Here is a 22,364-nt window from a genome sequence, read left to right as displayed (position 1 = left end):
TCAAAAAAACCGCATAATTAGCGGCTTTTAAATGTTACTATGTTCTTTTCACCGGACACCTTATCTGTAGAAAAAAACAGATTACATATAAATACTATTAATTTAACCTAACATGCGTCATTTATATTACGGTTATTTCTTGTTGTATTCCATCATTTGCATGCAATGTTAAATAATTTTTTAAAAATCGCTTCGTTCTTTCATTTTGTGGATGATTAAATATTTCTTCTGGTGTGCCTTGTTCCACGATATACCCATCTGCCATAAAAATCACACGATCTGCTACTTCTTTTGCAAACTCCATTTCATGGGTCACAACAATCATTGTTCTGCCTTGTTTCATAACATCCTTTATAACATTCAGTACTTCCTCTACAAGTTCCGGATCTAAAGAAGATGTCGGTTCATCAAATAAAACTACATACGGATTAAGCGCTAGTGCTCTTGCGATACCTACACGCTGCTGTTGGCCGCCTGATAAGGCAACGGGATAGTTAAGCTCTTTACCTTTTAAGCCTACTTCAGCTAATAGATTATACGCTACTTGCTCTGCTTGTTTTTTTGACATTTTTTTCGTTAAACGCAGCGGTTCAGAAACATTCTGTAAGGCGGTTTTATTTTTAAATAAATTATAGTTTTGAAAAACCATTCCTGTCTTGCTGCGTAAAAGAACAATATCCGTCTTCGTATACTGCTCTGCATTGACTTTTGCTCCATCAATTTCAATGATCCCTTTTTCCGCTTTTTCTAAATAGTTTAAGCAACGCAAAAATGTTGATTTCCCAGAACCTGATGGGCCAATAATTGCCAACACTTCGCCATCTTTCACTTCCACTTCAATGCCTTTTAAAATAGCCGTATTCCCATAGCTTTTATGGAGGTTTTGAATTTTAATCATGATTTTGTCGCCTCCTTCAAGTATGGACGTTCCATATAGCTTTCAAGCTTTGACTGTAAAAATGCTAATACTACTGTAATTGCCCAATAAATTAATCCAACGGCTAAATACGCCTCTAAAAATTTATAGGTGACAGCAGATTCAAGCTTTGCACGGGCTAACATATCGACTACACCGATTGTAAATGCCAATGAAGTTTCTTTAATCATCATAATATAGTAGTTGCCTGTAGCTGGAATAGCTACACGAAATACTTGAGGCAAAATAACAGTGCGCAATCCTTGCCACTTTGTCATATTCACTGCCTCGCAAGCTTCAAATTGACCCTTATCTACTGCTAAAAAGGCTGAGCGGAATACTTCAGATAAATAAGCAGCATTTTTAATACTTAATGCGATAATAACTGCCGTTATCGCTTGCATGGAGCTTAAGCTCGGAAATAGTTGTGGTAAACCAAAATAAAAAATAAAAATTTGAATTAATGTTGGTACACCGCGGAAATATGAGATGATGACTAGTAGTAGCTGGTACAAAACGGGCACCTTAGCATTAATAATAACTGCAAAAATTAACCCCACGATGACTGCTAAAACAAATGATAATGTCCCCATATATAAAACAATCGGTAAATATTCTAATATTCTTGGAAAAATATCAACCATATAGCCAATATCGAAGTTCACATTAACCCCTCGTTTCTATCGTTAACATACGTTAAACATGTGGAGGCCGCACAGAGATTCCTCTGAACAGCCTCTCAAATTATTACTATTATTTTTTGTGTGGAATGGTTACATCAATGGCACTCCACTTGTCTGAAAGCTCTTTTAGCTTACCGCTATCTTGCAACTTTTGAATTTCTACGCTAAATGCTTCTAAAAACTCTTTATTTTCATCAGATCGTACGAATGGGAAGCCATAGTCAAAATTAATTAAATATTCTTCACCATAAAGCTTTAATGGTAAACCTTCATTGCGAATTCGAGAAGCTGCTGTAATTTTTACATCAATGAATGCATCTAAGCGACCTAACGCTACTTCATTATATGTACCACTTACATCCTGATATGGTGTAATAATGATTTCCTTACCATTCTCTTCATTCCACTTCTCTAAAAATGTGTGTAAATTGTTGCCTAAAAGTACGCCAACTTTTTTACCTTTTAAATCTTCTATACTATTAATGCTAGTATTGTCTTCACGAACAACCAATGTTGCACCAGAATATGCATACGGTGTAGAGAAGTCGTATTTTGCACGACGTTCATCTGTCATCGCAATTAGGTTTGCTACTGTATCAATTTTACCTGTATCTAACATACCGAAAATACCTGAAAACTCTGCAAACTCCCATTTAATTTCGTAGCCTAACGCTTCACCAACTAATTCTAGTACTTCTACGTCATAGCCTTGTGCATTGCCATCCTTATCTATTGAGATGAATGGTGGATATATTCCTGATGAGCCAACAACTAACACGTCTTTTTTCGCCGTAGAATTGCCGGTAGCTTCAGATGACCCAACATCGTCTTTCTTATCACTGCATGCCGCTAAAATAAGTATTAATGTACTCATTACTAATAGAAACGATAATTTTTTAAAGCTGCTCACTTAAACCCCTGCCTTCTCTAATTCTTTTTCAATAACCTCTACTAATTCATCTGCAAAAATTTCACGTGGGTACTGGAACTCCATTTCATTAATGAATACAGTCGGCACCATTTTTACACCACGTTCAATTGCCTCTGCTGTAATTAATAAGCTGCGATCAATGTTTGAAAATTCTTCTTTTAAATTGTACTTTTCTTCAATATATTTTTTAATTTCATGGCTTGAATATTTATCCCATGTTGCTTGGTTTTTAAATAATTCACTAATGATTTCTAATGTTCTTCCGGGGTCTGAATAATCTAGGTTAGCATTAATCAATGTTCCAGGTAATAACATTTCGCGCGGTTTATCATAATGTTTTACTACTAAGGCAACTTTGCTTTGTGCTAAATATTGCGGAAGCGTGTTGTCTACCAATTCATAAAATGTTGCACAATATGGACAAGCATAATTTAAAAACACTTCAATTTTCACTGGTGCATTTAAATCACCGATTACTAAATAGTCATTTTTAATTTCAGCCATCGTTAAACCACCTTTTTGTAATAAGTTTCCGAGTTGTTTAGATTGTACACTATTTCTATCGGAATTGTAAACTATATGTTGGTAAAATATTTCTTGCAGGAAGAACCCCGGTGTAACCCTACTCCTTTGATACTGGCAATACGGCTAAAATGGTTTGTGAGGAAGTAAATATGTGTTATTTCACGAGGAAGAAATCGAAGCCATGACAACTACAAACACATAATTACATGCTTATATAACTATTTACTTATGTATTAAAATGCGTATAATATATTCTGAAAGGTGTGACGTTATGAATAAATACAGGGAGGTAAGATTTTGACTCAGCCTATAGAAAACATCACTGAAATCATGAAGCTGTTAGCAGATAAAACTCGTTTGACTATCCTTGCTCTCTTAAGAGAAAAAGAAATGTGCGTCTGTGACATTGTGAATATTCTTGAAACGACTCAGCCTAATATCAGTCAGCATTTAAGAAAGCTGAAAACGGGCGGATTAGTAAATGAAACAAGAAGAAGTCAGTGGATCTATTATTCGCTTCATATAGAGGATAAGCCGTACTTATCCGGTATTCTAGATGCCCTGCCTTCCATGAAGGAAGAGCTAAGCAAATTAAAACCGGATAGTTGTAATTAAGAGTAGGAGGAATTATGTTAGTCACAGCAACGGTCATTTTTATACTCACATTAATTTTTGTTATATGGCAGCCAAAAGGATTGAATATCGGTTACGCAGCTGTCGGAGGAGCTATTCTTGCCCTTTTGTTTGGCGTTGTAAATTTTCAGGATGTTTGGGACGTAACAGGTATCGTTTGGAATGCGACACTCGCCTTTGTTGCCGTGATACTTATCTCCCTTATATTGGATGAGATCGGATTTTTTGAGTGGGCGGCTTTGCATATGGCGAGATTCGCAAATGGTAATGGTTATCTTATGTTTACCTATGTTGTGTTGCTCGGAGCAGCTGTTGCAGCATTTTTTGCGAATGATGGCGCAGCTTTAATACTAACACCTATTGTTCTTGCTATGGTTCGAGCTTTGAAATTCGATGATCGAATGATTATACCGTTTATTATGGCGAGTGGCTTTATCTCAGATACAGCGTCCCTTCCATTCGTCGTTAGTAATTTAGTTAATATTGTATCTTCTGATTTCTTCGGTATCGGTTTTGCCGAGTATGCAAGTAGAATGATCGTACCCAATTTATTTTCGGTTAGTGCGAGTTTGTTGGTCCTTTTTTTATTTTTCCGTAAAAGCATACCGAAGAAATATGATTTGGAACAACTTAAAAAGCCTCAAGAAGCGATTAAAGATATGCGGATGTTTAAATTGTCGTGGTTTGTGCTATTGATATTGTTTATTGCCTATTTGTTAAGCGAATTTATTCATATTCCGGTATCCATCATAGCTGGAATTGCTGCTATTTCCTTTATTTGGGCAGCAAGAAAAAGTTCTGCTTTTCGTACAGCTACAGTTATTAAAGGTGCTCCGTGGTCTGTTGTCGTCTTTTCGATCGGAATGTATGTCGTAGTGTACGGCTTGCGAAATGTTGGTCTTACAGATGAATTGGGTAAAGTATTTCAATGGGCTGCGGATCAAGGCATATTTGCGGCTACAATTCTTTCTGGGTTCATAGCAGCAGTCCTCTCTTCTATTATGAACAATATGCCGACCGTAATGATTGACGCACTTGCTATTCAAGGAACGAACACAGCTGGTGTTCTCAGAGAAGCACTTATTTACGCAAACGTAATTGGTTCAGATCTTGGGCCAAAAATCACACCTATCGGATCACTGGCTACTCTTCTATGGCTGCATGTGTTATCCAAGAAAAATGTGAAGATCACTTGGGGTTATTATTTCAAAGTGGGTATCGTATTGACTGTCCCAGTCCTGCTAATCACATTAATCGGATTATATCTATGGTTAAGCATCATACATTAAATTTAATAGGAGATATGAACGATGCATAAAAAAATGATTTATTTCTTGTGTACAGGTAATTCTTGCCGCAGCCAAATGGCAGATGGTTTTCTAAAAGCTATCGGTGGGGATCTATTTGATGTACAAAGCGCAGGTCTTGAGGCTCATGGTCTTAATCCTAGAGCTATACAAGTTATGAATGAAGTTGGCGTTGACATCAGCAGTCATACGTCTAATATTATCAATCCAGACATTTTGAATCGCGCCGACTATGTCATTACCCTTTGCGGTCACGCAGATGAACATTGCCCGGTCATAACTAATCCAGATGTTGTGAAATGGCATTGGGGATTTGATGACCCTGCAAAAGCTGCGGGCAGTGAAGAAAAAATTATAAAAGAATTCCGAGATGTTCGGGATGCGATAAAATCACGTATTGAGAATTTTGTAAAAAATGGTGAGTAAACACTCTACAACCCGCGGCATTGACAAATATAGTGTCTTACCATAAGCCTAAATTATGGGACGGAATAGATCGAGTACTTTCGGTTCTACTAGCTTCATTTCAGTATTGAAAATAGCACCAGTACGTTGGGACTCTAGATTAAGCCACTCGTAAATTTAAGAAAAATAAAGTAAAAAAGCTCCTGATAAATAGGAGCTTTTATGTTTAATTGATTTAAATTATAGAGGCATTTCCCCGTTAGATGAATAAATAAGTTATTTTCTTAGTTTAACTGGAAGTCCAGTCATCGCCGATTTATTTGCTGCCATAGTCACCTGATGGGTATGCCATGCATCATCATAGGTGGATAGAATTCCAGAACGATCTCCTGTCCTGATAGCATGTAAGAAGGCTTCATTTTCACGTATATAAGGATTGCTTGATGATTGGTATTTGGTAGTCTTGCTTACTTCCTTATCAATCAGCGCGTCACCTGCAATATCTAATACACCAGCATCTGTATAAATCTGCAGTCCTGCATGATGTCCGCCTTGAATCCCGCAAGTATTACTGATAGTTGCAACTGCACCACTTGCGAGTTTCATCGTTACCGAACCAATATTAGGCACGGTTACATCTTCATCTTGCTCGGCTTTATTCATGTATCCATAAGCTGCATATACTTCGTTCACATCTCCAAGCAAATAACGCATCAAATCAACGATATGGGTCGTTTGTTCAACAAACTGGCCGCCCGATGTGTTCATGTGCCGCCACCAATACACACCTGGCATTGAACCCATCCATTGTCCAAGTGCCATAAGAGGCTTGCGAACAGCAAGGAGGTCCTTCGCTCGGCTTGTGCTGTCCATGTATCGAAAGTGATAGCCAACCGATGTTACGAGCCCCTTCTCGTTAATTGCGTTACGAATCCGGTTTGGCGTATCCTCGTCCACCCCGATCGGCTTCTCTACCAAAAATGGTATACCCCGCTCTACAAGTGCAAGTTCAATCTCACCATGTGCAAATGGAGGTGTACAAACATATACCGCATCCAGCTTACGATCGTCAAGCATCTGCTCAATCGATTCATACCCACGGGCGTCTCGGTATGGGCTCGCCGCTGCCTCCGCTTTTTCAGAACTTGTACCACAGAACGCGCTAATTTGAACACCCTCCATTGCCGAAAGCTTTTCTGCATGCATTTTTCCGAACCAGCCTGTCCCTGCAATTCCAATTTTAAGCGTCATTGATCAATCCCAACCTTTACATGAATAATGAAATAGACCCATACAAAGTGATAATCTGTTCCTTGATTATAAACTATCGAACCCGTAAGCGTAATTGCTTTTGAAAAGTTCCACTATACTTTATTCTAAACAATGGAGCTCCTCATCCGCAATCACCTGCATGTGGTCACAGCAACCGTCCAGTGTCACAATCATTATCAGGGTTACACGTCCCATATGCAGCCTTCTTATGTCTACATTTTATCATCCAAAAACAGGCTTGGTTTCTCATGATTTGCTAATGTGCACAGTTAGGGTCCACCGAATACAACTTTAGTTTAACGAAGGAGAGTAGATTAAACAAATTATACCAGTTAACTTAATGAAGTTGCCGATCTCAGTGGCAGCCTCATCTAAGTTATTCAATTCAATGAATTATAGTTCACATCCATCTGCTCATATGAATACTCTTCTCTACCACCAATCAGCTATATAAAGTAATTTCCAGATCTCATCTTCAAATTGAAATACAAACAATTGCTTATCTTTTTCTATTTCCTTGTTATAATAGTTCTTCTCTGTATATTCTAGCACAACAGGTTTAGCACCATTAGGAGGTGTAGGATCAGGTTTCACCATGAAGTCTAATTTATCGATACTTAAAAAGATCTTATTAAAATCAAATTCTCCTTTACTCGGATTCATATCTCCTGTAATGAGTGAATTATATGCATTAAAGTTCGTCTCGTAGACGGCTTTTATGATTTTGTTTAATGTCTTGACGATCCCTAATTCATCCCCTTCATACTTGCTTTCATCGATGTACTGGGGCGATAGATTATTTGTCACAGCCGTAGGTGTTTTAGTCTCTTCGGTATTTGTTATTGAAGTCACTATCCTGGTGGGTTCCGGCGAAGTTTCTAGAGGTAACGTTACTAATTTTTCTTTCTCCATCGAACAACTTGCAAGAAGTGCAGCGAAACAAAGCATGTAAATCCTTTTCAGCAATGTCGTTCCACCTCCAAATAATAATAAGTGGTAAGTATTAATCAGGGTTATTGTAAACCAAAGTTTATACAGTTTCTTTCGACCTTTTTGCTTGAATTAGATTGAAATCATATGAACCAACACCAGGTCCTCCGTGCAGATACAAGAAGGTTGGAAGATTGTTATCACCGTGAACCTCATAATAAATCTTCTTATTTTGAATCGTGACATACCCTTTAATGGTGCTCATTCCTCCCACTCTTATTGTATAAGAAAACTTCGTAGTTACGTGGTACAAATGTTTATATGTTGTTCTCCAACGTTTTGCTGATTAAGCTAACGTGTTAGTTAGTTCAATGAAATAATGCTAGTAACATTTTGTCATCCGTTTTTTTCAGGCTTTTCCACGATGAACTCGATCTCCGCTTTCAAGCGAAGTGTTTCGTTTTCTTGGCTCTCCTTGTATATTGGTTCGAAATTAGCAAATCCAAATACCTGGTAATCTCCCCAAGGCAACGTGCCTTTTTGGGATGCCTCCGCCACGCTAATCATGAAATCAATGTAATCCTTTGGATCTTCTGATCCGTAACCGCCTGCTCCCTTAAAAGACTCCCTTAGAGGCTCGCCCTTTTTTAAAAGGGTAACGATAAGAGGCTGATCCATCATGTAGAGGAGATCATATCCTCTTGTTTTCTCTCTCATTGGGAAAGAGAATGGTGAAGCTGCATGGACGATTTTAATTTCTGGCTTATCTCCGACATATTCCAGTTCTGCGTAGACTTCTACTTTCCCGCCTTCGGCGTATACCGATTTCTCAGAAACGAGACGATAAACAAAATCCCCATCAATGACTTCTGCTTTGGAATCAATCCGAGGCTCTTTTTGGACGTTTTGATCGTCAAGCTTTTCACCTCTGGTGCTATCATCCAAACTTAACTTGTTCTCATCACCTTTGTCGTTTGCGCACGCAGTTAAGGTCACTATTACAAATAGGAAAAAAATAAGGAATCGACTTTTCATAGGAGAACCTCTTTTCGTTGGAATACTATATAAACGTTTACATAAAAGGTTATGTTACAAATTATAAGATAACCCAAACTGTCCTGACCGTTAGTTTAATAAAATGAGCAGGCTTCACAGAGCCTGCTCATTAATGTGGTTCATTAAACTATCCCCCGTTGTGAAGGATTTTGGACTACTGATACATAGCTTATTAAACAATAATCAATTCTATATTCTGTAGTTCATACTAAATATTGTAATATACACATGGTTAATCCATAAGTGACTTCTTTACTATTCTATTAGGATTAGCTTCTTATAACGAGCGCTTGAATATGTAGAACGGTGTCGATTTTTAGCTTTGTATGCGAAGTTTTATGCTATGTTCTACTGTTCTACGATAGCTATAACTATAAGACAAACTCCCATGAGCAGGCAGAGCGGCGAAAAGAGAATACCGTCCCACTGGGCAAATAAAGTTTCCCTCTGGCGCTTAAAAAATCCGACCCATCTAAAATCGCCAACTGCACGCATAATAAATAAAGCAGCCAGGCTCCAGCCCCCATACTCATATAACCATCTGGGCCCTATAGGCTCACCATACCCGCCTAATTGAAACACGAATAAACCCATGAAGGCCAGCAGCAGTGCTACGATTCCAGTCCCCCATACTGACGGACGAAATAATGGTTCCTCACCTACGCTTGGGATTGCAGCTCGTGCCCCTCTTTTCCCGCCCGCTGCCCAATATATATGAACACCGCTTAAAACGAAGAAGACACTTCCAACAAACCATACAAGCCAAGTTTCCATCCTCCACCCTCCCTTTACGTTATATCAAATGTTCCCGAATCAAACGTACATGATCAAGCAATTCCTTCTCGGTAGGCTGCTCCAGTTTGTGACGTTCATACCATCCGAGGTAATAGTGGTACAGAAACCAGGCTTTATGCTCAGCAGCTTCCGTGGTCATGCCAAGGTTTAGTAATAGATCGCGAGCAAAACTCATTCTGCCCTGCTCCATGCCATCCAGTACCTCCCGATATTCAGGCTCTTGTGTACATAGCTTTCTCAAATAGAAGAGAAAATCTCCCTTACGGGTTGCGAAGAACATCTGGTGGAGCAACTTGTTCAATTTCTCTTCAGTTGCCACCGGCTCAGACGAGGCGGCCATCACTAGCTGTGTGGATAGGTGGACCCACTGATTCACGATTCGTCGGATAAACGAACTACGATTGGAAAAATACCAGTAAAAACTGCTTTTACTGCAGCAAAGCGCCTCCCTTAGAGGAGAGTACACTGAATAAAATCACCTATCGGTGACCTCACTTGCCGTCATCGTGTGCAAAGAACAAACGATACGACGTTATTTACGGTGCGGTCATTAATGACCGTTAGAATCAAAAAACAGTCTTTTTGTTGCAAATACGGACACTTATGACCATTAGAAGAACATTCTGTCGAATTCTCTAGCTTTTTGCCCGCTAACGGATATTTCTGTCCGCTAGAAAGGGGAAGTTGACGAAAAATGAGCGCTAACGGTCATCAGTGTCCGCATCATTAGGTTCAATTCAAGCTCAACATACTTATCCAAAATTTTAACTGGTGCATAATTTCCTAAACCAATAAAAAACAGCTATTTTCGAAATTCCTGTTAAAAAAGACGCATCCAGCTCCTGTCAAAGGAGGTATGGATACGTCTTTTTTATACAAGTCTTTATAACGATTAGCGAATTGAGAATTTAATATGTGATGAAATGGCAGCTGTATCACCGGTTTATTCAGCTGTTGTTACTTACAGAGGATTCAGGTATTAGTAAATCCTGTCCGCCAAGTTGGATATAGCGGTTTCCAGCCGTATTCCTGGCGAGCCTTTCTGTTCGATGCCCCTCGCTCCCAAGCATTGCTGTTCGAAAGTGTTACAGGAATAGGTGCTCCTATGGCTTGTGCATAAACCGGGAGCCAGTCGATTCCTCTTGCCGGTTCGTCGTCGACGATGTTCACTGGTCCAGAGGGCCAGTGTAAAGCCATAAGTGCTGCCTCAGCAGCATCCTCCACATGAAGAAAAGAAGTAACCCCTTCGGTTGCAGGAATCTGCCTTTGATGAATTTGTTCTGCCATAAATCCGTTATGCTCGTACCAAGTGCCCGGACCATAGAACATTCCATAGCGTAAAATTACATATTGCGGTACTTCCATCACAGCATTTTCCAATGCTACTATTCCATCAATTGTCGATTTCCGGGGTTCTTCGGCTATTACATGCAAGGCTGCTTCTTCAGTAGCCGGTCTCTCTCCCGGTTCATATGCCCAAGAAATGCTTTGTGCGATGATGCGTTTGACACCAGCCGAAAGGGCGGCGTCTACTAAATTTTGCGTTCCTTCTTTACGTATTCTTGTATTGTCTGAAAAATTACGACTACTTAAAGAAGTCAATTGATGAATGACAACCTCCGGTTGAGATTCACCTAATGCCGATTGTATCGCCTCGCGATCAAAGACGTCAGTAACTAATGCTTTTGCTCCTGTCTTTTCGATAATGGATTTCTTACTCTCGCTTTGCGTGATTCCAATTACTTCATGACCTGCACGAATCAACTTTGGAAGCAAGAAACGTCCTACAGCACCAGTAGCACCAGCAACAAAAATTCTCATAATTCATTCCTCCTGATGGAAACAAGAGTTGGGGCGATTGTTAAACATGAAGATTATCTATGAAGTCCTCTACTAGTAATATTGTGAGTAAAACGCAAGCATATCATCAGCACAGCCAGCTATGATAGTGTTTGCTAGTTCAGCATGTTTTACTGCCTCAGCGTAAATTTGTAGATTAAAGCTAACCGAAGCCATTATTAAATGCCATTCAGCGTCCTTCATTCCCGTATCAGAAACAGTTTGAAGCAGCTCATATGCTTGCTCAAATGGATTGGTCTGGTCAGAAAAATCTTGCAGATAATTCAGTGCCCTTGCATATGCTAAAATCATTTCATATGACCACTGTTCCTGAGGGTACTGCTGCAGGATTGATTTTATTTCATTATAATTATCTACAAGCTTCATTATGTCCATCTCAGCTTCAAGATCGTATATATACTGCATATCAATCATTCAGCATCACCTCTGAATATTAATTTGTCAATGAGTTCTTGCGCACTTTCGTTAAGGTTTGATCTTTCTCAGCTTGATTGAAGACAGGACATCGTCATTCAGAGCTGCAGTAAAATCACAATTAGATCCTAACCAAAAGTCACCATAGCGCTCCATGACCAGTACGTCCCCGCATTGGTAAAATGTATGAGTAGGTCCCTCTTCTTTGGGGCTAATATAATATCCATTTAACCACAGATCTTCAAGTGGTTCATTAAACAACATCTTTATATTATCTAATTTTCCTTCTATTATATATAGCTGTTTACAGTCATAAACAACCTCCTGTAAACAAAAACTTTTCAGAAAATGATATAAAGAATCATTGACGATGATATATCCCTTTGCATTGTCATCCCAAAGTAAGCGCTCGTCGCAGTAGACAGGAGAATCGTTGTTGCTTGCCTCCACTTGGCAAGTCCAGTTTGCTTGATTTTCCTCAAGAAACGTAATCTTATTCTTATCCTTCTTTAGTCGTTCCACTGAATAAAGACAATCCTGCTGTTGAAATATCTCTGGAGAGTGCTCGGGATGATCATCCGAACCATCTTTCCAGCGTCCTGCAAACGCATATAATTCTTGTAACGCTTTTGGCAGATAGGTTGGGATCTTATCCACAGGCACACCGTAAGAGCTCTCGTACCTTCCGTACCAGCTGATTAGAAAATCCTTTAGATCGTCCAGTTGATCTGTATCTTTCAGCAGCATTGTACTTCCTCCTGTCTAACTTTTCATCATACAACTATTGCTTCAAACTCCAATGAAACTCCTATTAAAACGTATGACGTCGTTTTTAACTCCAATCCTGATTTAAATAGTCACGCCAGATCGCAGATTCCTCTTCCGTCATTCTTCCGATCATTTTCGAAAAGTCAATTTTACGGTTAAAACAATTCTTCAACAGAGCAAATTGCTGGAAGGAAGCCGCCACCTGCTTCAAGGAAACCGAATGTGCAAGCTCTTCCAGGTTTCCGATTTCCGGACAATTGCTCAGTTCCAGTACTTGCAGTCGCTCAAGCCGGGCCAGTGCCGAAATATCCTCAACAGATGAATCCTTCATCGAAAGCTCTTTCAGGTAACGATATTTCTGCAAAAACGCCAAATGCGGCAAATGAGCGCCTTCCAACTCCAGCTTGCGCAAATTCACGAGTTGTTCTAGTATAGTCAGATCATCCTCATTCAGTTGATCAAGACCAGAAAGCGTCAATTCCTGAAGTTGTGTCAGTTCCGCCAAACTACGAAGCTGTTCCCGGTCAGGCCCGCTAACCTTCAAGACGCGCAAGCTTCTAACTGGCTTTAATGATGAAAAATCACGAATGGCCGTATTCCCGGCATCTACCTTTTTCAATTTAGCCAAGGAACGAAGAGGAGTTAGATCAGTAACAGCTGTACCTGCAATATTCAACTCCTGCAGCTGCTCCAGCCTTGCCAGCGGTTGCAGGTCCGATACCGGATTATTTACCAGATAGAGCTGTTTTAAATGTTGACATCCACTCAAAGCCTCCACATAGCGAATTTCATTACCGCTTAAAACCAATTCCCGCAGCTCTTTGCACTGGGCCAGTGGAGCAATATCTGTTAAACCTTCCCTGATAAAGAAAAGCCGCTTTGCAAGTAGAAAATCAGTTGGCGTATCGCCAATCGCCTGTATGCGCTCCTGCCACTCCTGACTCAGTCCGCTAAACCAAGCCTCGGTCTCATCCAAACCCGTTACCCGTCCAAAAGGTTCAAGTACAGGAAGTTCTAGCTTTCGGAGAACATCAAAAAAATGAACCTCCTCTTCACGGCCATAACTCCAGTAGCGAAAGCCTTCTTCTTCATCTTCTTGAACACTATATTCGCCTTTCTGAATGGTATCGCGAATAAATTCTAACAGCGAATTGAAATTTCGGGCAATTACATATTTGACATGTTCGTCGCGGCCGAAATTAATGACCTGTCCTCTCACCCCGTTCTCATCCGGATCCAGATCGATTCCGAGGTTGTTGCCCCCTCCGTCCTTGCTGATGGGCACCCAGTAGCGATTGATATACCGTTCTTTAATCCAGTTAGCCGGTACAGAATAATGATCGCCTTCCTCCGCATATTCCTCCTCCAGATCAGCCCAAATTCGCCACTCTTCAAGCATTTCAGTTAATGAAAGAAAACGCAAACCAAAAAACAGTCCCGGACCTTCGGACTTTTCTCCATTATGCAGCAAATAAAAATCACGCAGTTCAGAAGGAAGCGTAACTCCCATTACCTCCTCCGTCTTACGCAGTTCCTCCTTCGTTGCTGGCGGGTTTAACGACTCATCCAGTCCAGGAAGCTTATCGCGCAGCAAATCTATTATTTCTTGAATCAGTTGTTTCATCTTCAAAAATTCCTCCTAATAGCACTTAATTACATTTGACATACTAGACTGCATAGAGGTATAAGCGTCATGCTATTCCTTACTATTTCATGTGCCAATTCTACCAATTATTGATACATGATGTAAAAGAGGATTTCGTCCTATTTTTTGCTATCGTGCCCGTTAATTTAATAAAAAAGAGGAGCTACATTACTGAGTGCTCCTGAGATATCTCCGTAGATGGAAAACTATAAACCGTTCTTTTAAATCTAAACCTTAATATATGGAAATGTCCGTTCCATAAAGGTGAAGACGAAGGCGTTTTGCAATAGACTGGGAAGAAAAATTATCCCATGATGTACTATATAGAGGAATCTTTTGAGACCGTCGTATTGCTTGAGCCCATGAGGACGTAACACGCATCGCATATCCTTTTCCTCGATAATCTTTCAAAGTCTCGACTCCGGCCTCTGCCGCCTTATCACTACTTCTTGCGCTAAAACAGACTGATACAGCCATGTTGTTTTCTGTCACCATAAAACAAGGTTCTCGAAACTTCAGTTCCGATAATAGAGTAGGAAACCCTGGTTCCAAACAGTATTTATTGTCATCATTAACCAATGTGGCGTTCGTATAATCATTTGCGAATTCTTGAAATACAAAAGCCGGACCTATCCATATGCCTTTAATTGCTCTGTCCTTTTCTAATGCCCGAATAACACTGGCAAGTTGCTCGGTTGAATCACTCTGGCCTAAGCATTGCAGGACATCATGGACTAAGCGATCTGGTGTGTCACTGCGGAATCTTACAATGCTTCCAGCATCGGTCTGTCCCCAAAAAAATCGGGGAGCAGGCTGGTCCACAGGCTCATTAATCATTGTAATACGTCCAGCATAATTATGAATATAGAGCACTTCAGCTTGAATGCTCATTAGTTCCAAATGATTGTACAAAGATTTGCCTCCTTAATTGTTTATTTCCGTAAGTCTTCTCCTATCCATCTTCGCAGTTTCTTTATCATTCGTCCAATCACAAATAAATCCCTGCAAAGAACGGATTTTGCATCACAGGAAACAGCATGTGCGTTGACGCGTCCGACTCCCACATCAGTGGGATGAGCGCGAATACGGCGAACGACTGGAGCAGTGATGTGGTATTCTGCAGCAGGCTAAACTTGGCAATGAGCTGTATATTCATTTCCATATTAACAGCTCACCCCAATTTTTTGCTGTTACTTGTGGGTTACAAGTTGAACGTCTTCTATTACCTGATTCATAGAAAAGAGGGTGTCCCTCCGTCATTTTATGACTTTTGAGATCCCCTCTTTACTTTCAGTGTACTTATTTTATTTCTTGCATAAATTGTCTAAAGTTTTCAGCGATTTCTTTTGATCGGAGATGGTGTAAATAATGGCCGCCTTCAAATGTCATCATTTTTCCCTCTGCAGAATTTTTGACTTGTTCTTCATGGAGCGCTATCCATCCTTCATTACTTGTATTACCCGCATCTACAAACAAAATAAGGGGAAGTTCTGTGGGGAATGTTAAATGCTGAGCTCCTTTAAAATTAGCTGAAATATGTTCCAATTCATTCAAGGTAGATTTATTATACATATTTTCAAGTGTAATCATTCGCATTTGTTTTTTTGTTTCTTCATCAAATGGCAGCTCAGCATAGGGATCAGAACTTAGTTCCAACATCAATCTTCCGAAACCTGATTGTTTGAGTAATTTAAACATTGTTATCGGGAATGTAACATCCATTCCAGCTTGTGTTGGAACACTAGTATCGATTCCCGCAAATGCCTGCACCTCTTCCGGATATTTGTTCACATAAGCAATCCCGTAAATGCCTGCAATAGAATGGCCCATTAACGTGTAACGGTCAATATTTAGCTGCTGCAAAGCTTCGTGAATTTCACTTACAATATTGTCCGTGCTCCGCTCCTTATCAGTTCGATCACTTAATCCATAACCGAAAGGCTCGATTACGACGACTTTGTAATATGGAGATAGCTCGTCTATAAGCTGCTTAAAATCAAGTGCTGGCGCTGCTGTTCCATAGCCCGGCAGCAGTACGACGGTTTCTTCGCCTTTTCCTTGAATCAGAACGTTCATATTTTTCCCATCTACAGGAACTAACTGCCCATAGGGATGTATTTTTCCTTGCTCTAATTTGCTGCTGACCTTATCAATAATAAAAACAATCGCTATAAAAAGTAAAATTGCTATAACTATAGCTGCTAGGGATTTAAGAATAATGCGAAGCGGTTTACTCATCCTCTTTTTCTTTATCTCTTTTTTTATTTCCACTCGTATCTTCTCCTCTTATCACCGGTTTATTCCGGCTATCTTTTGGCTACTAAGGAGAGTTTACACGAGGAAGATGTACTGCTTGTGACGACAATATTAACGCAGTATGAACAAGAAAAAAAGTTACGGCATCACTTGTAAAAGATTGCACATGATACCGTAACATAGAGAATTAATTACTCTGTTGACGTTATGAATGGCAAGGTGACAATGACGGACGTCCCTCGGCCGAGTTCACTTTCCACTCGGATGTCGCCTTGATGGAGTGATACGATTTGCTTAACGATGGCCAGTCCCATGCCGCTGCCGTTATACTTACGACTATGGGAGCGGTCAGCCTTAAAGAACCGTTCGAAGATACGCTTCTGATCCTCAGGCGAAATACCAATGCCGGTGTCGGATATTCGGACTGTCACGTTTTTGGTATCGTGCTTGATGATGACGCTAATAACACCGCCATCTGCGGAAAATTTTATGCTATTACCGAGTATGTTCGTCCATACCTGATTTAATAGATCATGATCAGCCTTTATTTGATATGCCTTTAAATTGAGCTCGAAATGGATGTTGCGAGCCGACCATTGCGGCTGGATCGCGACAATGACTCGCCTGATCTGTTCATCAAGGCTGAATCTGACCAACTGCAACTGCTGTGACTGCGATTCAAGCAAGCTCAGCTTTAGCAGGCTGGCACTCATCTTGGACATCCGGTCTGCTTCAGCGATGATAATATCGAGATAACGGCTCCGCTCATCATTTGTGACGTTTGCTTGCTTGAGCGCCAAAGCATATCCGGATATCGAGGTAAGCGGAGACTGAACTTCGTGCGACACGTTCGATACAAATTCCCTGCGCATTTGTTCAAGCTGTTGCAGATCGTGCATCATCTCCTCAAAGCTTCGAGCTAATGTACCCAATTCTCCCTTTTGCTTAATGTTCAGTTTGACGTTGAAATCGCCACTCGCTATATGCCTAGTCGCTTTTGTCAGCTTTTTGATCGGTCTGACGAGGAACATAGCGGCAACCAGAATCAATAAACTTCCTGTTACCAACGCAAAAATTAAAAAGTTCCATATCCATTTTATAATAAAAGGTGCTGACGGAGGGCCGATCGGTTCTATAAACATTGCTTTCGTGCCCGTTTCAGTTGTAAACGGCAAACCTAATAGAGTAGTAGAGATACCACTCGGATTAACTTGAACAACTTCTCCGGCTAGTACTTTTTTCACTTGTTCCATAGTCACAGTGGCTGGTTTATGATCGCCCAGTGTTCCATAAGACTGGAACTGGCCTGATTCTTCGTAAATTCGAAGATGATAGGATTTGAGCTGATCCATTCCGCTTACGAACACATCCGCTTCATTTAATGGAAGTGTATTGTAAATCCTCGCGATGTCCTGACCAAAGTAAAGTAACGGTATTTGCAAATTTTCGTTCAGTTTATCTTTAAATACCCAAGTTGCCACAAAAAAGGAAAGGACTGTCCCCCCAATTACTGAAACTAAAAATGTCAGAACGACTCGTATATATAAGGATTTGATCATTCGTAAACCTCAAGCCGGTAGCCAAGCCCGCGTACCGTCTCGATACGAAAATCGGGTGTAGCTGTAAACCGTTCGCGCAGTCGTCTAATATGGACATCTATTGTTCGGCTATCTCCAGCGTAATCAATCCCCCAAACCTGATCGATCAACTGCTCGCGTGTATAGACTTGTCCGGGTGTTCCCGCCAGCTTATACAGTAATTCAAACTCCTTGAGCGGCAGCGTGAACGATTCCGTCCCACTCATCACTTTATAGGTTTGCCGATCAAGGGTGATGGTGCCGAACTGGATGATCTGAGTGGAGCCAATCCGGTACCTTTTCAGTAATGCCTTGACACGAGCTGTCAACTCCAATGGATCAAATGGTTTCGTCAAATAATCGTCCGTCCCAAGATCGAAACCCTTCACTTTCTCCCATGTTTCGCCTCTCGCAGTCAGCATGAGTAACGGAAGATCCGGATTAGCTCTTCTGAGCTCCTTGCATAACGTCCAGCCATCCATAATCGGCATCATAATATCAAGCACGACAAGATCGACATGTGTTGAAGCGTAGATGGCCAGTGCTTCCTTGCCGTCCGCGGCTTCAATTGTTGTAAATCCGTCGTTGCGCAGAAATAAACAGACGAGTTCGCGAATGTTCGAATCGTCATCAGCAACCAGTATAGTAGGCATTTTTCCCCTCTTTCCCCTGTTTATTTATCTCATGATGAAGTGTCCATTATACAATAAAGAAACGGAATTTTCCTCGTTTGGGCACTGGTTGCTTGCTCATCGGTCGGGGTTGCATGTTTAATTCCTTGTATCTATGATAGTTGACCTATCGATTTTCACAGGTTCTATCACATCTAATAGAAATGGAGTATCATTTAAATATTCTCTTATGTACGCTTGTGCGTATTGTTGTTCATCGATTAAATCGTGGATTTCTCTTGGATCAGAAGCATGATGACAGTAATTCTCCATCATGAACATGATGAAGAAGCATTCTAAATGCCGAACATAGTCCGATTCCAACTTTCTTATACTTTCATACCCTTTGATAAACATCCATGCTGCTTAGGATATAGCTCTAATAGCGTACCTGCCATGTCGTAGAGAAAATAGCCATAACCAGACCTTCCGAAATCAATCGGATGGGGTTTCTCATCAATGAAAACCATGTTGCCGGTATGTAAATCCGCATGAATAAGTCCATAATTCTGGTTGTTCCTATGCATTACTGCGAGCTCTGATAAAATCTTATCAGCAGCAGCCTGGTAGGTCTTCCATGCCTCGCCTGATAAAAAACGTGTATAATACCGTTCTAGCTTAGCCATTTCGTTTTTAAAACTGTCTGCCCCCAATATCGGTCGAACAAAATCAGGAGGGGGAACGAAACATACAGCTGCTTCGTGAAGTTTTCCCATCATTACGCCCATATTATAGACGCAGCTGTCCGTCAACTCTCCGCTCATATGTTCACCTTCTACCCATTTCATCATCGTAACATAGGGGCGTCGATATCATCCTCTGTATTGATCTCCAATACATAAGAGCCATTCACGCTTGTTACCCCTTTTGGTACATCCAGATCTTCCAACTTGTTAAATGCTTGGACCAAAGCAAGTTCTGAACAGATTTCCTCTTTACTTAATCGATCAGAATGAATACGAAGTAAATAACGTTGCGACCAACTCAGCTCAATTTTAAAAGTTATTGTGTCTGATAGTTGAATAAATTGAATGCATTCCCATTCCAGGTCATACTGTTGTAACGCTAATAAAGCAACTTTCCTCGCTCTAACTAGCAAAGAGCGCCTTTTCTCTTCCGTATCATATTGAAAAAATTCAATCATACTCTCCCCCTTCGCTTCGTTAATGCAATTATTTAAGCAAAAGTATACAGGCGCTCAATATTAAATAATAGGTAAACAATACTTATAACCGTTTTACGCTGCAAATCAAAAGGCCCGCATCGGTTTTAATCCCAACGCGAGCCTATCGTTATTTTTCTTTTTTATACACGATCTTCCTGATGCTATCCTCAGACAGGCAATACGAGTCCGCGAGCTGATCAATGCTACGGCCCATTCGGAATAATTGCTTAATCTCTAAATTTCGCTTCTGCAGATACTCTCTCTGCCCCGAAATCTGCCCCCACTTTTTTCTGCGCCTCTTTTGGAGAAGGAATATAAAGTACACTGCCGTGTACATATTTTTGAATTTCATGGAGTAAATACTCGGGTAAAATCTCACTAGCTGATACATATTTCATTGGCTTCGCCCCTTCATCTATAGAGATGGCCAGGTTGCAAAGCCATATGACAAACCTGCTAAATTCATGGAACTTGTTCGGTTAGATTATACTGCTCCATGCTAATAACCGCTTTCGTTTGTCACGTAGACTTTGCATGGAGCGAATACTAAAACTTTCCATCGACAATATTTCCAAAAGCATTAAGTTTTGAGCTCTTATCATTACGATTTCCTCTCCTTCTATACAATTTTCCTGCTTTAGTTGTTTCTCTATGAAGCAGATAATCCCTTGTTTTTTACAATTTTGTCCTTCTTATGAAGCAGAAATTATTAACGAAACATAGGCAGCAAATATTTTACAATAAAATAGAGAATAGCCAGCGTAATGATGATGTATGCGGCATACTTGATAAACGTCGCACCTACTAAGCTGGGATCATGGTTCTCACGTCGTTCAACACGTTCTTCATGCTGTTCTCGAATACTCATGTTTTTCACCTCGACTAATGGGTTTATATATTATTTGTTTACCCCGGTGTCGAGTTTGGCAAACATTTTTTATTTTCCAAACAATAAACATTGTTAAAAGGACAACTTCTTCGGTGAAACCCCTTAAAAGAGTTATTGGCTGCTGAGCAGCTTGTTCTTCAGCTCCTCGGCAATAGCTTATTTTTAATTTCTTTTCCTGAACATATTGTCCAACCTGTTCAAAAAACACTGCTCTCTTCGAGCTGGCCAATGAGTAAATGGCTGCAAATCACTCAGAAAATACGATTGAACCTTTTGGTAGCAAATTTCATTATTTAGCGGAAGAAGATCACCAAGCACATCATCAAATTAATAAGCTCGTTCTAATAAGGCCACTTAGCTTTTTCTTCTCCGGTTCAGTTGCCTAAGTTCTATCCAGCGCACATTAAATCCTCAAACAGCAGCTGCTAATCTTCTGGCATTTGCCAGCCCGTTTCCTCATCCCAAATAGCATCGGTATCATCTAGATGTACATGCCAGTCACCATTAGAAATACTTCTTCTAATATCTGTTAAACAGTTCAACCAATAAATCAGCGCATGCATTGTATTTTCAAAATCATCTGTAATGGGCAGCTTCGTAGAACCTGCAAAGATCACAGTTGATTCATCCTGATCATAGTCATAAACACAAAATGTTTCTCCAATATCCTTCATTTCAAAACCTGCATTGTATCTGTCAATGATGGCCGTTATCTCTTGATTTTCAAGAATGGTAAGATTAAGGTCTCTCATACAAGTATAATAAACGGAAATTCCCACGCCACATTTCTCCTTTTCTTTAGTGCATTAGAACCAATGTTCCCCTATGCGATGTTTATGTTTACTAGTTTTAATCCCGTACTATTGTACGTACATTTTATGCTAAATATAGAGATGGTATAAAAGAAAATGGTGATGTACTTTTTAAAGAATTAGAACAATATGGACACTAATATTGATCATCCAGCCGCCAGCCTACCGGCGGCTGCGCAACCTTCTCAAGTCGATCCTGACCTCGTATGCCTTTCTGCCAAGCGTTTTGGGGAAGCTCTATATCCTACTCACTATCAATTAACTTATTTTGATCATCATAAACCTCAACTATGAAATTATTCGCCTTATCGTTAATATTCGCGTACCACAAATATGTATTTTCAATATCATTAACATTTGCTAGATGCTCTTTTAGATTAATCAACTCTGCCTCAATGGTTTGATTAATCATAATTTTTTGAACATTTGCATATGATGTAAGCCCGAAATAATGTTTATATGTTTCTTGTAAGGAGCTAATACTTAATTTAGATACCCTCTGCTCTTTATTAATTTCCAAACCTGTTCCAGTACTATATCTAGAAAATTTCCATCCAAAAATACCTTTATTTAAACTTACCCCGACTACTTGATCTGAGTCATTAAGTATAAAGTAAAATGCTTTCTTATTATATTCACTTCCACCAATTATCTGCTTAATGCTAAAAAAATTATTCGATTTATTCTCGCTATATAATACCTCATTTATTGTTCTGTATGATTGGTTGTAATCTGTAATTAAATATATAATTCCGAAAAAAATGACTATTAATATTAAATGTCTTACCTTCATTATTATCTCCTTAATAATCATATGGATTCGATGCAATCCTAACTGCCCGCCTTCAAGTCAT

The 22,364-nt window shown here is 40.0% G+C and carries 26 protein-coding genes; 3 read left to right on the top strand and 23 right to left on the bottom strand.

Annotated elements, in window-relative coordinates:
• Positions 1 to 121: 121 nt before the first annotated feature.
• From ACRRU2_RS08355 to ACRRU2_RS08340, 4 genes are all read right to left on the bottom strand, one after another.
• Positions 122 to 898: an amino acid ABC transporter ATP-binding protein gene (locus ACRRU2_RS08355; protein ID WP_432500742.1), complete on the bottom strand. Its 777-nt coding sequence runs from the start codon at positions 896 to 898 to the stop codon at positions 122 to 124.
• Positions 895 to 1,560 (bottom strand): amino acid ABC transporter permease, encoded by a 666-nt coding sequence (locus ACRRU2_RS08350; RefSeq protein ID WP_331702299.1) that lies wholly within the window; start codon positions 1,558 to 1,560, stop codon positions 895 to 897. Before ACRRU2_RS08350 ends, ACRRU2_RS08355 begins: the two co-directional genes overlap by 4 nt.
• 109 nt (positions 1,561 to 1,669) lie before the next feature.
• The gene (locus ACRRU2_RS08345) at positions 1,670 to 2,509 is read right to left on the bottom strand and encodes a transporter substrate-binding domain-containing protein (RefSeq protein WP_432500741.1); all 840 of its coding nucleotides are present in this window, start codon (positions 2,507 to 2,509) and stop codon (positions 1,670 to 1,672) included.
• Positions 2,510 to 3,034: a thioredoxin domain-containing protein gene (locus tag ACRRU2_RS08340; RefSeq protein WP_432500739.1), complete on the bottom strand. Its 525-nt coding sequence runs from the start codon at positions 3,032 to 3,034 to the stop codon at positions 2,510 to 2,512. It lies immediately after the preceding gene.
• A gap of 351 nt (positions 3,035 to 3,385) precedes the next feature.
• Between ACRRU2_RS08340 and ACRRU2_RS08335 the strand changes: the two genes are divergently transcribed.
• From ACRRU2_RS08335 to arsC, 3 genes are read left to right on the top strand one after another with little or no spacing between them, the layout of a single operon-like run.
• Positions 3,386 to 3,670, top strand: coding sequence for an ArsR/SmtB family transcription factor (locus ACRRU2_RS08335; RefSeq protein WP_331702298.1), 285 nt, complete (start codon positions 3,386 to 3,388; stop codon positions 3,668 to 3,670).
• 14 nt (positions 3,671 to 3,684) lie between these two features.
• Positions 3,685 to 4,977, top strand: coding sequence for an arsenic transporter (locus tag ACRRU2_RS08330; protein ID WP_432500738.1), 1,293 nt, complete (start codon positions 3,685 to 3,687; stop codon positions 4,975 to 4,977).
• A gap of 21 nt (positions 4,978 to 4,998) precedes the next feature.
• Positions 4,999 to 5,421, top strand: a complete 423-nt coding sequence (arsC, locus tag ACRRU2_RS08325) for an arsenate reductase (thioredoxin) (RefSeq protein WP_432500737.1) — start codon at positions 4,999 to 5,001, stop codon at positions 5,419 to 5,421.
• Positions 5,422 to 5,676: 255 nt separating this feature from the next.
• Here arsC and ACRRU2_RS08320 read toward each other — a convergent pair whose 3' ends face one another.
• The 19 genes from ACRRU2_RS08320 to ACRRU2_RS08230 form a co-directional block, all read right to left on the bottom strand.
• Complete coding sequence (locus ACRRU2_RS08320) at positions 5,677 to 6,651, bottom strand: Gfo/Idh/MocA family protein (RefSeq protein ID WP_432500736.1); 975 nt, start codon at positions 6,649 to 6,651, stop codon at positions 5,677 to 5,679.
• Between the two features lie 453 nt (positions 6,652 to 7,104).
• A complete protein-coding gene (locus ACRRU2_RS08315; protein WP_432500734.1) occupies positions 7,105 to 7,638 on the bottom strand; it encodes a hypothetical protein in 534 nt (177 codons plus the stop codon).
• Positions 7,639 to 7,998: 360 nt separating this feature from the next.
• The gene (locus tag ACRRU2_RS08310; protein WP_331702271.1) at positions 7,999 to 8,637 is read right to left on the bottom strand and encodes a hypothetical protein; all 639 of its coding nucleotides are present in this window, start codon (positions 8,635 to 8,637) and stop codon (positions 7,999 to 8,001) included.
• Between the two features lie 369 nt (positions 8,638 to 9,006).
• Positions 9,007 to 9,432 (bottom strand): DUF3995 domain-containing protein, encoded by a 426-nt coding sequence (locus ACRRU2_RS08305; protein WP_331702270.1) that lies wholly within the window; start codon positions 9,430 to 9,432, stop codon positions 9,007 to 9,009.
• Between the two features lie 19 nt (positions 9,433 to 9,451).
• On the bottom strand, positions 9,452 to 9,694 hold the full coding sequence (locus ACRRU2_RS08300; protein WP_432500733.1) for a hypothetical protein: 243 nt from the start codon (positions 9,692 to 9,694) through the stop codon (positions 9,452 to 9,454).
• Positions 9,695 to 10,425: 731 nt separating this feature from the next.
• On the bottom strand, positions 10,426 to 11,274 hold the full coding sequence (locus ACRRU2_RS08295) for an NAD-dependent epimerase/dehydratase family protein (RefSeq protein ID WP_432500731.1): 849 nt from the start codon (positions 11,272 to 11,274) through the stop codon (positions 10,426 to 10,428).
• A 72-nt stretch (positions 11,275 to 11,346) separates the two neighbouring features.
• Positions 11,347 to 11,727 (bottom strand): hypothetical protein, encoded by a 381-nt coding sequence (locus ACRRU2_RS08290; protein ID WP_432500730.1) that lies wholly within the window; start codon positions 11,725 to 11,727, stop codon positions 11,347 to 11,349.
• Between the two features lie 51 nt (positions 11,728 to 11,778).
• The gene (locus tag ACRRU2_RS08285; protein WP_432500729.1) at positions 11,779 to 12,474 is read right to left on the bottom strand and encodes a hypothetical protein; all 696 of its coding nucleotides are present in this window, start codon (positions 12,472 to 12,474) and stop codon (positions 11,779 to 11,781) included.
• An 85-nt stretch (positions 12,475 to 12,559) separates the two neighbouring features.
• The gene (locus ACRRU2_RS08280) at positions 12,560 to 14,119 is read right to left on the bottom strand and encodes an SMI1/KNR4 family protein (RefSeq protein WP_432500728.1); all 1,560 of its coding nucleotides are present in this window, start codon (positions 14,117 to 14,119) and stop codon (positions 12,560 to 12,562) included.
• 255 nt (positions 14,120 to 14,374) lie between these two features.
• Entirely contained in the window at positions 14,375 to 15,052 is a 678-nt protein-coding gene (locus ACRRU2_RS08275) for a GNAT family N-acetyltransferase (RefSeq protein ID WP_432500727.1), read from the bottom strand.
• Between the two features lie 387 nt (positions 15,053 to 15,439).
• Complete coding sequence (locus tag ACRRU2_RS08270; protein ID WP_432500768.1) at positions 15,440 to 16,378, bottom strand: alpha/beta fold hydrolase; 939 nt, start codon at positions 16,376 to 16,378, stop codon at positions 15,440 to 15,442.
• Between the two features lie 209 nt (positions 16,379 to 16,587).
• Positions 16,588 to 17,955 (bottom strand): sensor histidine kinase, encoded by a 1,368-nt coding sequence (locus ACRRU2_RS08265; RefSeq protein WP_432500726.1) that lies wholly within the window; start codon positions 17,953 to 17,955, stop codon positions 16,588 to 16,590.
• Positions 17,952 to 18,626, bottom strand: coding sequence for a response regulator transcription factor (locus tag ACRRU2_RS08260; RefSeq protein ID WP_432500725.1), 675 nt, complete (start codon positions 18,624 to 18,626; stop codon positions 17,952 to 17,954). Before ACRRU2_RS08260 ends, ACRRU2_RS08265 begins: the two co-directional genes overlap by 4 nt.
• A 347-nt stretch (positions 18,627 to 18,973) precedes the next feature.
• Entirely contained in the window at positions 18,974 to 19,408 is a 435-nt protein-coding gene (locus ACRRU2_RS08255) for a phosphotransferase enzyme family protein (protein ID WP_432500724.1), read from the bottom strand.
• A gap of 23 nt (positions 19,409 to 19,431) precedes the next feature.
• Positions 19,432 to 19,788 carry a hypothetical protein gene (locus ACRRU2_RS08250; protein ID WP_432500723.1) on the bottom strand — a complete coding sequence of 119 codons (357 nt, stop codon included), beginning with the start codon at positions 19,786 to 19,788 and terminating at the stop codon, positions 19,432 to 19,434.
• Positions 19,789 to 20,036: 248 nt separating this feature from the next.
• Entirely contained in the window at positions 20,037 to 20,207 is a 171-nt protein-coding gene (locus ACRRU2_RS08245) for a hypothetical protein (RefSeq protein ID WP_432500722.1), read from the bottom strand.
• A gap of 311 nt (positions 20,208 to 20,518) precedes the next feature.
• The gene (locus tag ACRRU2_RS08240; RefSeq protein ID WP_331702260.1) at positions 20,519 to 20,677 is read right to left on the bottom strand and encodes a hypothetical protein; all 159 of its coding nucleotides are present in this window, start codon (positions 20,675 to 20,677) and stop codon (positions 20,519 to 20,521) included.
• A gap of 446 nt (positions 20,678 to 21,123) precedes the next feature.
• On the bottom strand, positions 21,124 to 21,477 hold the full coding sequence (locus tag ACRRU2_RS08235) for a hypothetical protein (RefSeq protein ID WP_432500720.1): 354 nt from the start codon (positions 21,475 to 21,477) through the stop codon (positions 21,124 to 21,126).
• A 277-nt stretch (positions 21,478 to 21,754) separates the two neighbouring features.
• A complete protein-coding gene (locus tag ACRRU2_RS08230) occupies positions 21,755 to 22,303 on the bottom strand; it encodes a hypothetical protein (RefSeq protein WP_331702258.1) in 549 nt (182 codons plus the stop codon).
• Positions 22,304 to 22,364 lie beyond the last annotated feature (61 nt).

The organism is Paenibacillus sp. GXUN7292 (genome assembly GCF_050864975.1).
Lineage (GTDB): Bacteria > Bacillota > Bacilli > Paenibacillales > Paenibacillaceae > Pristimantibacillus.
This window is presented reverse-complemented; position numbering and strand designations above follow the sequence as displayed.

What these genes read in the sequence shown, in the direction of transcription:
- ACRRU2_RS08295 (WP_432500731.1), bottom strand. Translation starts at nt 11,274, where the DNA reads ATGAGAATTTTTGTTGCTGGTGCTACTGGTGCTGTAGGACGTTTCTTG.
- ACRRU2_RS08290 (WP_432500730.1), bottom strand. Translation starts at nt 11,727, where the DNA reads ATGATTGATATGCAGTATATATACGATCTTGAAGCTGAGATGGACATA.
- ACRRU2_RS08310 (WP_331702271.1), bottom strand. Translation starts at nt 8,637, where the DNA reads ATGAAAAGTCGATTCCTTATTTTTTTCCTATTTGTAATAGTGACCTTA.
- ACRRU2_RS08285 (WP_432500729.1), bottom strand. Translation starts at nt 12,474, where the DNA reads ATGCTGCTGAAAGATACAGATCAACTGGACGATCTAAAGGATTTTCTA.
- ACRRU2_RS08280 (WP_432500728.1), bottom strand. Translation starts at nt 14,119, where the DNA reads ATGAAACAACTGATTCAAGAAATAATAGATTTGCTGCGCGATAAGCTT.
- ACRRU2_RS08350 (WP_331702299.1), bottom strand. Translation starts at nt 1,560, where the DNA reads ATGGTTGATATTTTTCCAAGAATATTAGAATATTTACCGATTGTTTTA.
- ACRRU2_RS08330 (WP_432500738.1), top strand. Translation starts at nt 3,685, where the DNA reads ATGTTAGTCACAGCAACGGTCATTTTTATACTCACATTAATTTTTGTT.
- ACRRU2_RS08265 (WP_432500726.1), bottom strand. Translation starts at nt 17,955, where the DNA reads ATGATCAAATCCTTATATATACGAGTCGTTCTGACATTTTTAGTTTCA.
- arsC (WP_432500737.1), top strand. Translation starts at nt 4,999, where the DNA reads ATGCATAAAAAAATGATTTATTTCTTGTGTACAGGTAATTCTTGCCGC.
- ACRRU2_RS08340 (WP_432500739.1), bottom strand. Translation starts at nt 3,034, where the DNA reads ATGGCTGAAATTAAAAATGACTATTTAGTAATCGGTGATTTAAATGCA.
- ACRRU2_RS08245 (WP_432500722.1), bottom strand. Translation starts at nt 20,207, where the DNA reads ATGAAATATGTATCAGCTAGTGAGATTTTACCCGAGTATTTACTCCAT.
- ACRRU2_RS08320 (WP_432500736.1), bottom strand. Translation starts at nt 6,651, where the DNA reads ATGACGCTTAAAATTGGAATTGCAGGGACAGGCTGGTTCGGAAAAATG.
- ACRRU2_RS08240 (WP_331702260.1), bottom strand. Translation starts at nt 20,677, where the DNA reads ATGAGTATTCGAGAACAGCATGAAGAACGTGTTGAACGACGTGAGAAC.
- ACRRU2_RS08335 (WP_331702298.1), top strand. Translation starts at nt 3,386, where the DNA reads ATGAAGCTGTTAGCAGATAAAACTCGTTTGACTATCCTTGCTCTCTTA.
- ACRRU2_RS08255 (WP_432500724.1), bottom strand. Translation starts at nt 19,408, where the DNA reads ATGAGCGGAGAGTTGACGGACAGCTGCGTCTATAATATGGGCGTAATG.
- ACRRU2_RS08355 (WP_432500742.1), bottom strand. Translation starts at nt 898, where the DNA reads ATGATTAAAATTCAAAACCTCCATAAAAGCTATGGGAATACGGCTATT.
- ACRRU2_RS08230 (WP_331702258.1), bottom strand. Translation starts at nt 22,303, where the DNA reads ATGAAGGTAAGACATTTAATATTAATAGTCATTTTTTTCGGAATTATA.
- ACRRU2_RS08270 (WP_432500768.1), bottom strand. Translation starts at nt 16,378, where the DNA reads ATGAGTAAACCGCTTCGCATTATTCTTAAATCCCTAGCAGCTATAGTT.
- ACRRU2_RS08305 (WP_331702270.1), bottom strand. Translation starts at nt 9,432, where the DNA reads ATGGAAACTTGGCTTGTATGGTTTGTTGGAAGTGTCTTCTTCGTTTTA.
- ACRRU2_RS08250 (WP_432500723.1), bottom strand. Translation starts at nt 19,788, where the DNA reads ATGATTGAATTTTTTCAATATGATACGGAAGAGAAAAGGCGCTCTTTG.
- ACRRU2_RS08260 (WP_432500725.1), bottom strand. Translation starts at nt 18,626, where the DNA reads ATGCCTACTATACTGGTTGCTGATGACGATTCGAACATTCGCGAACTC.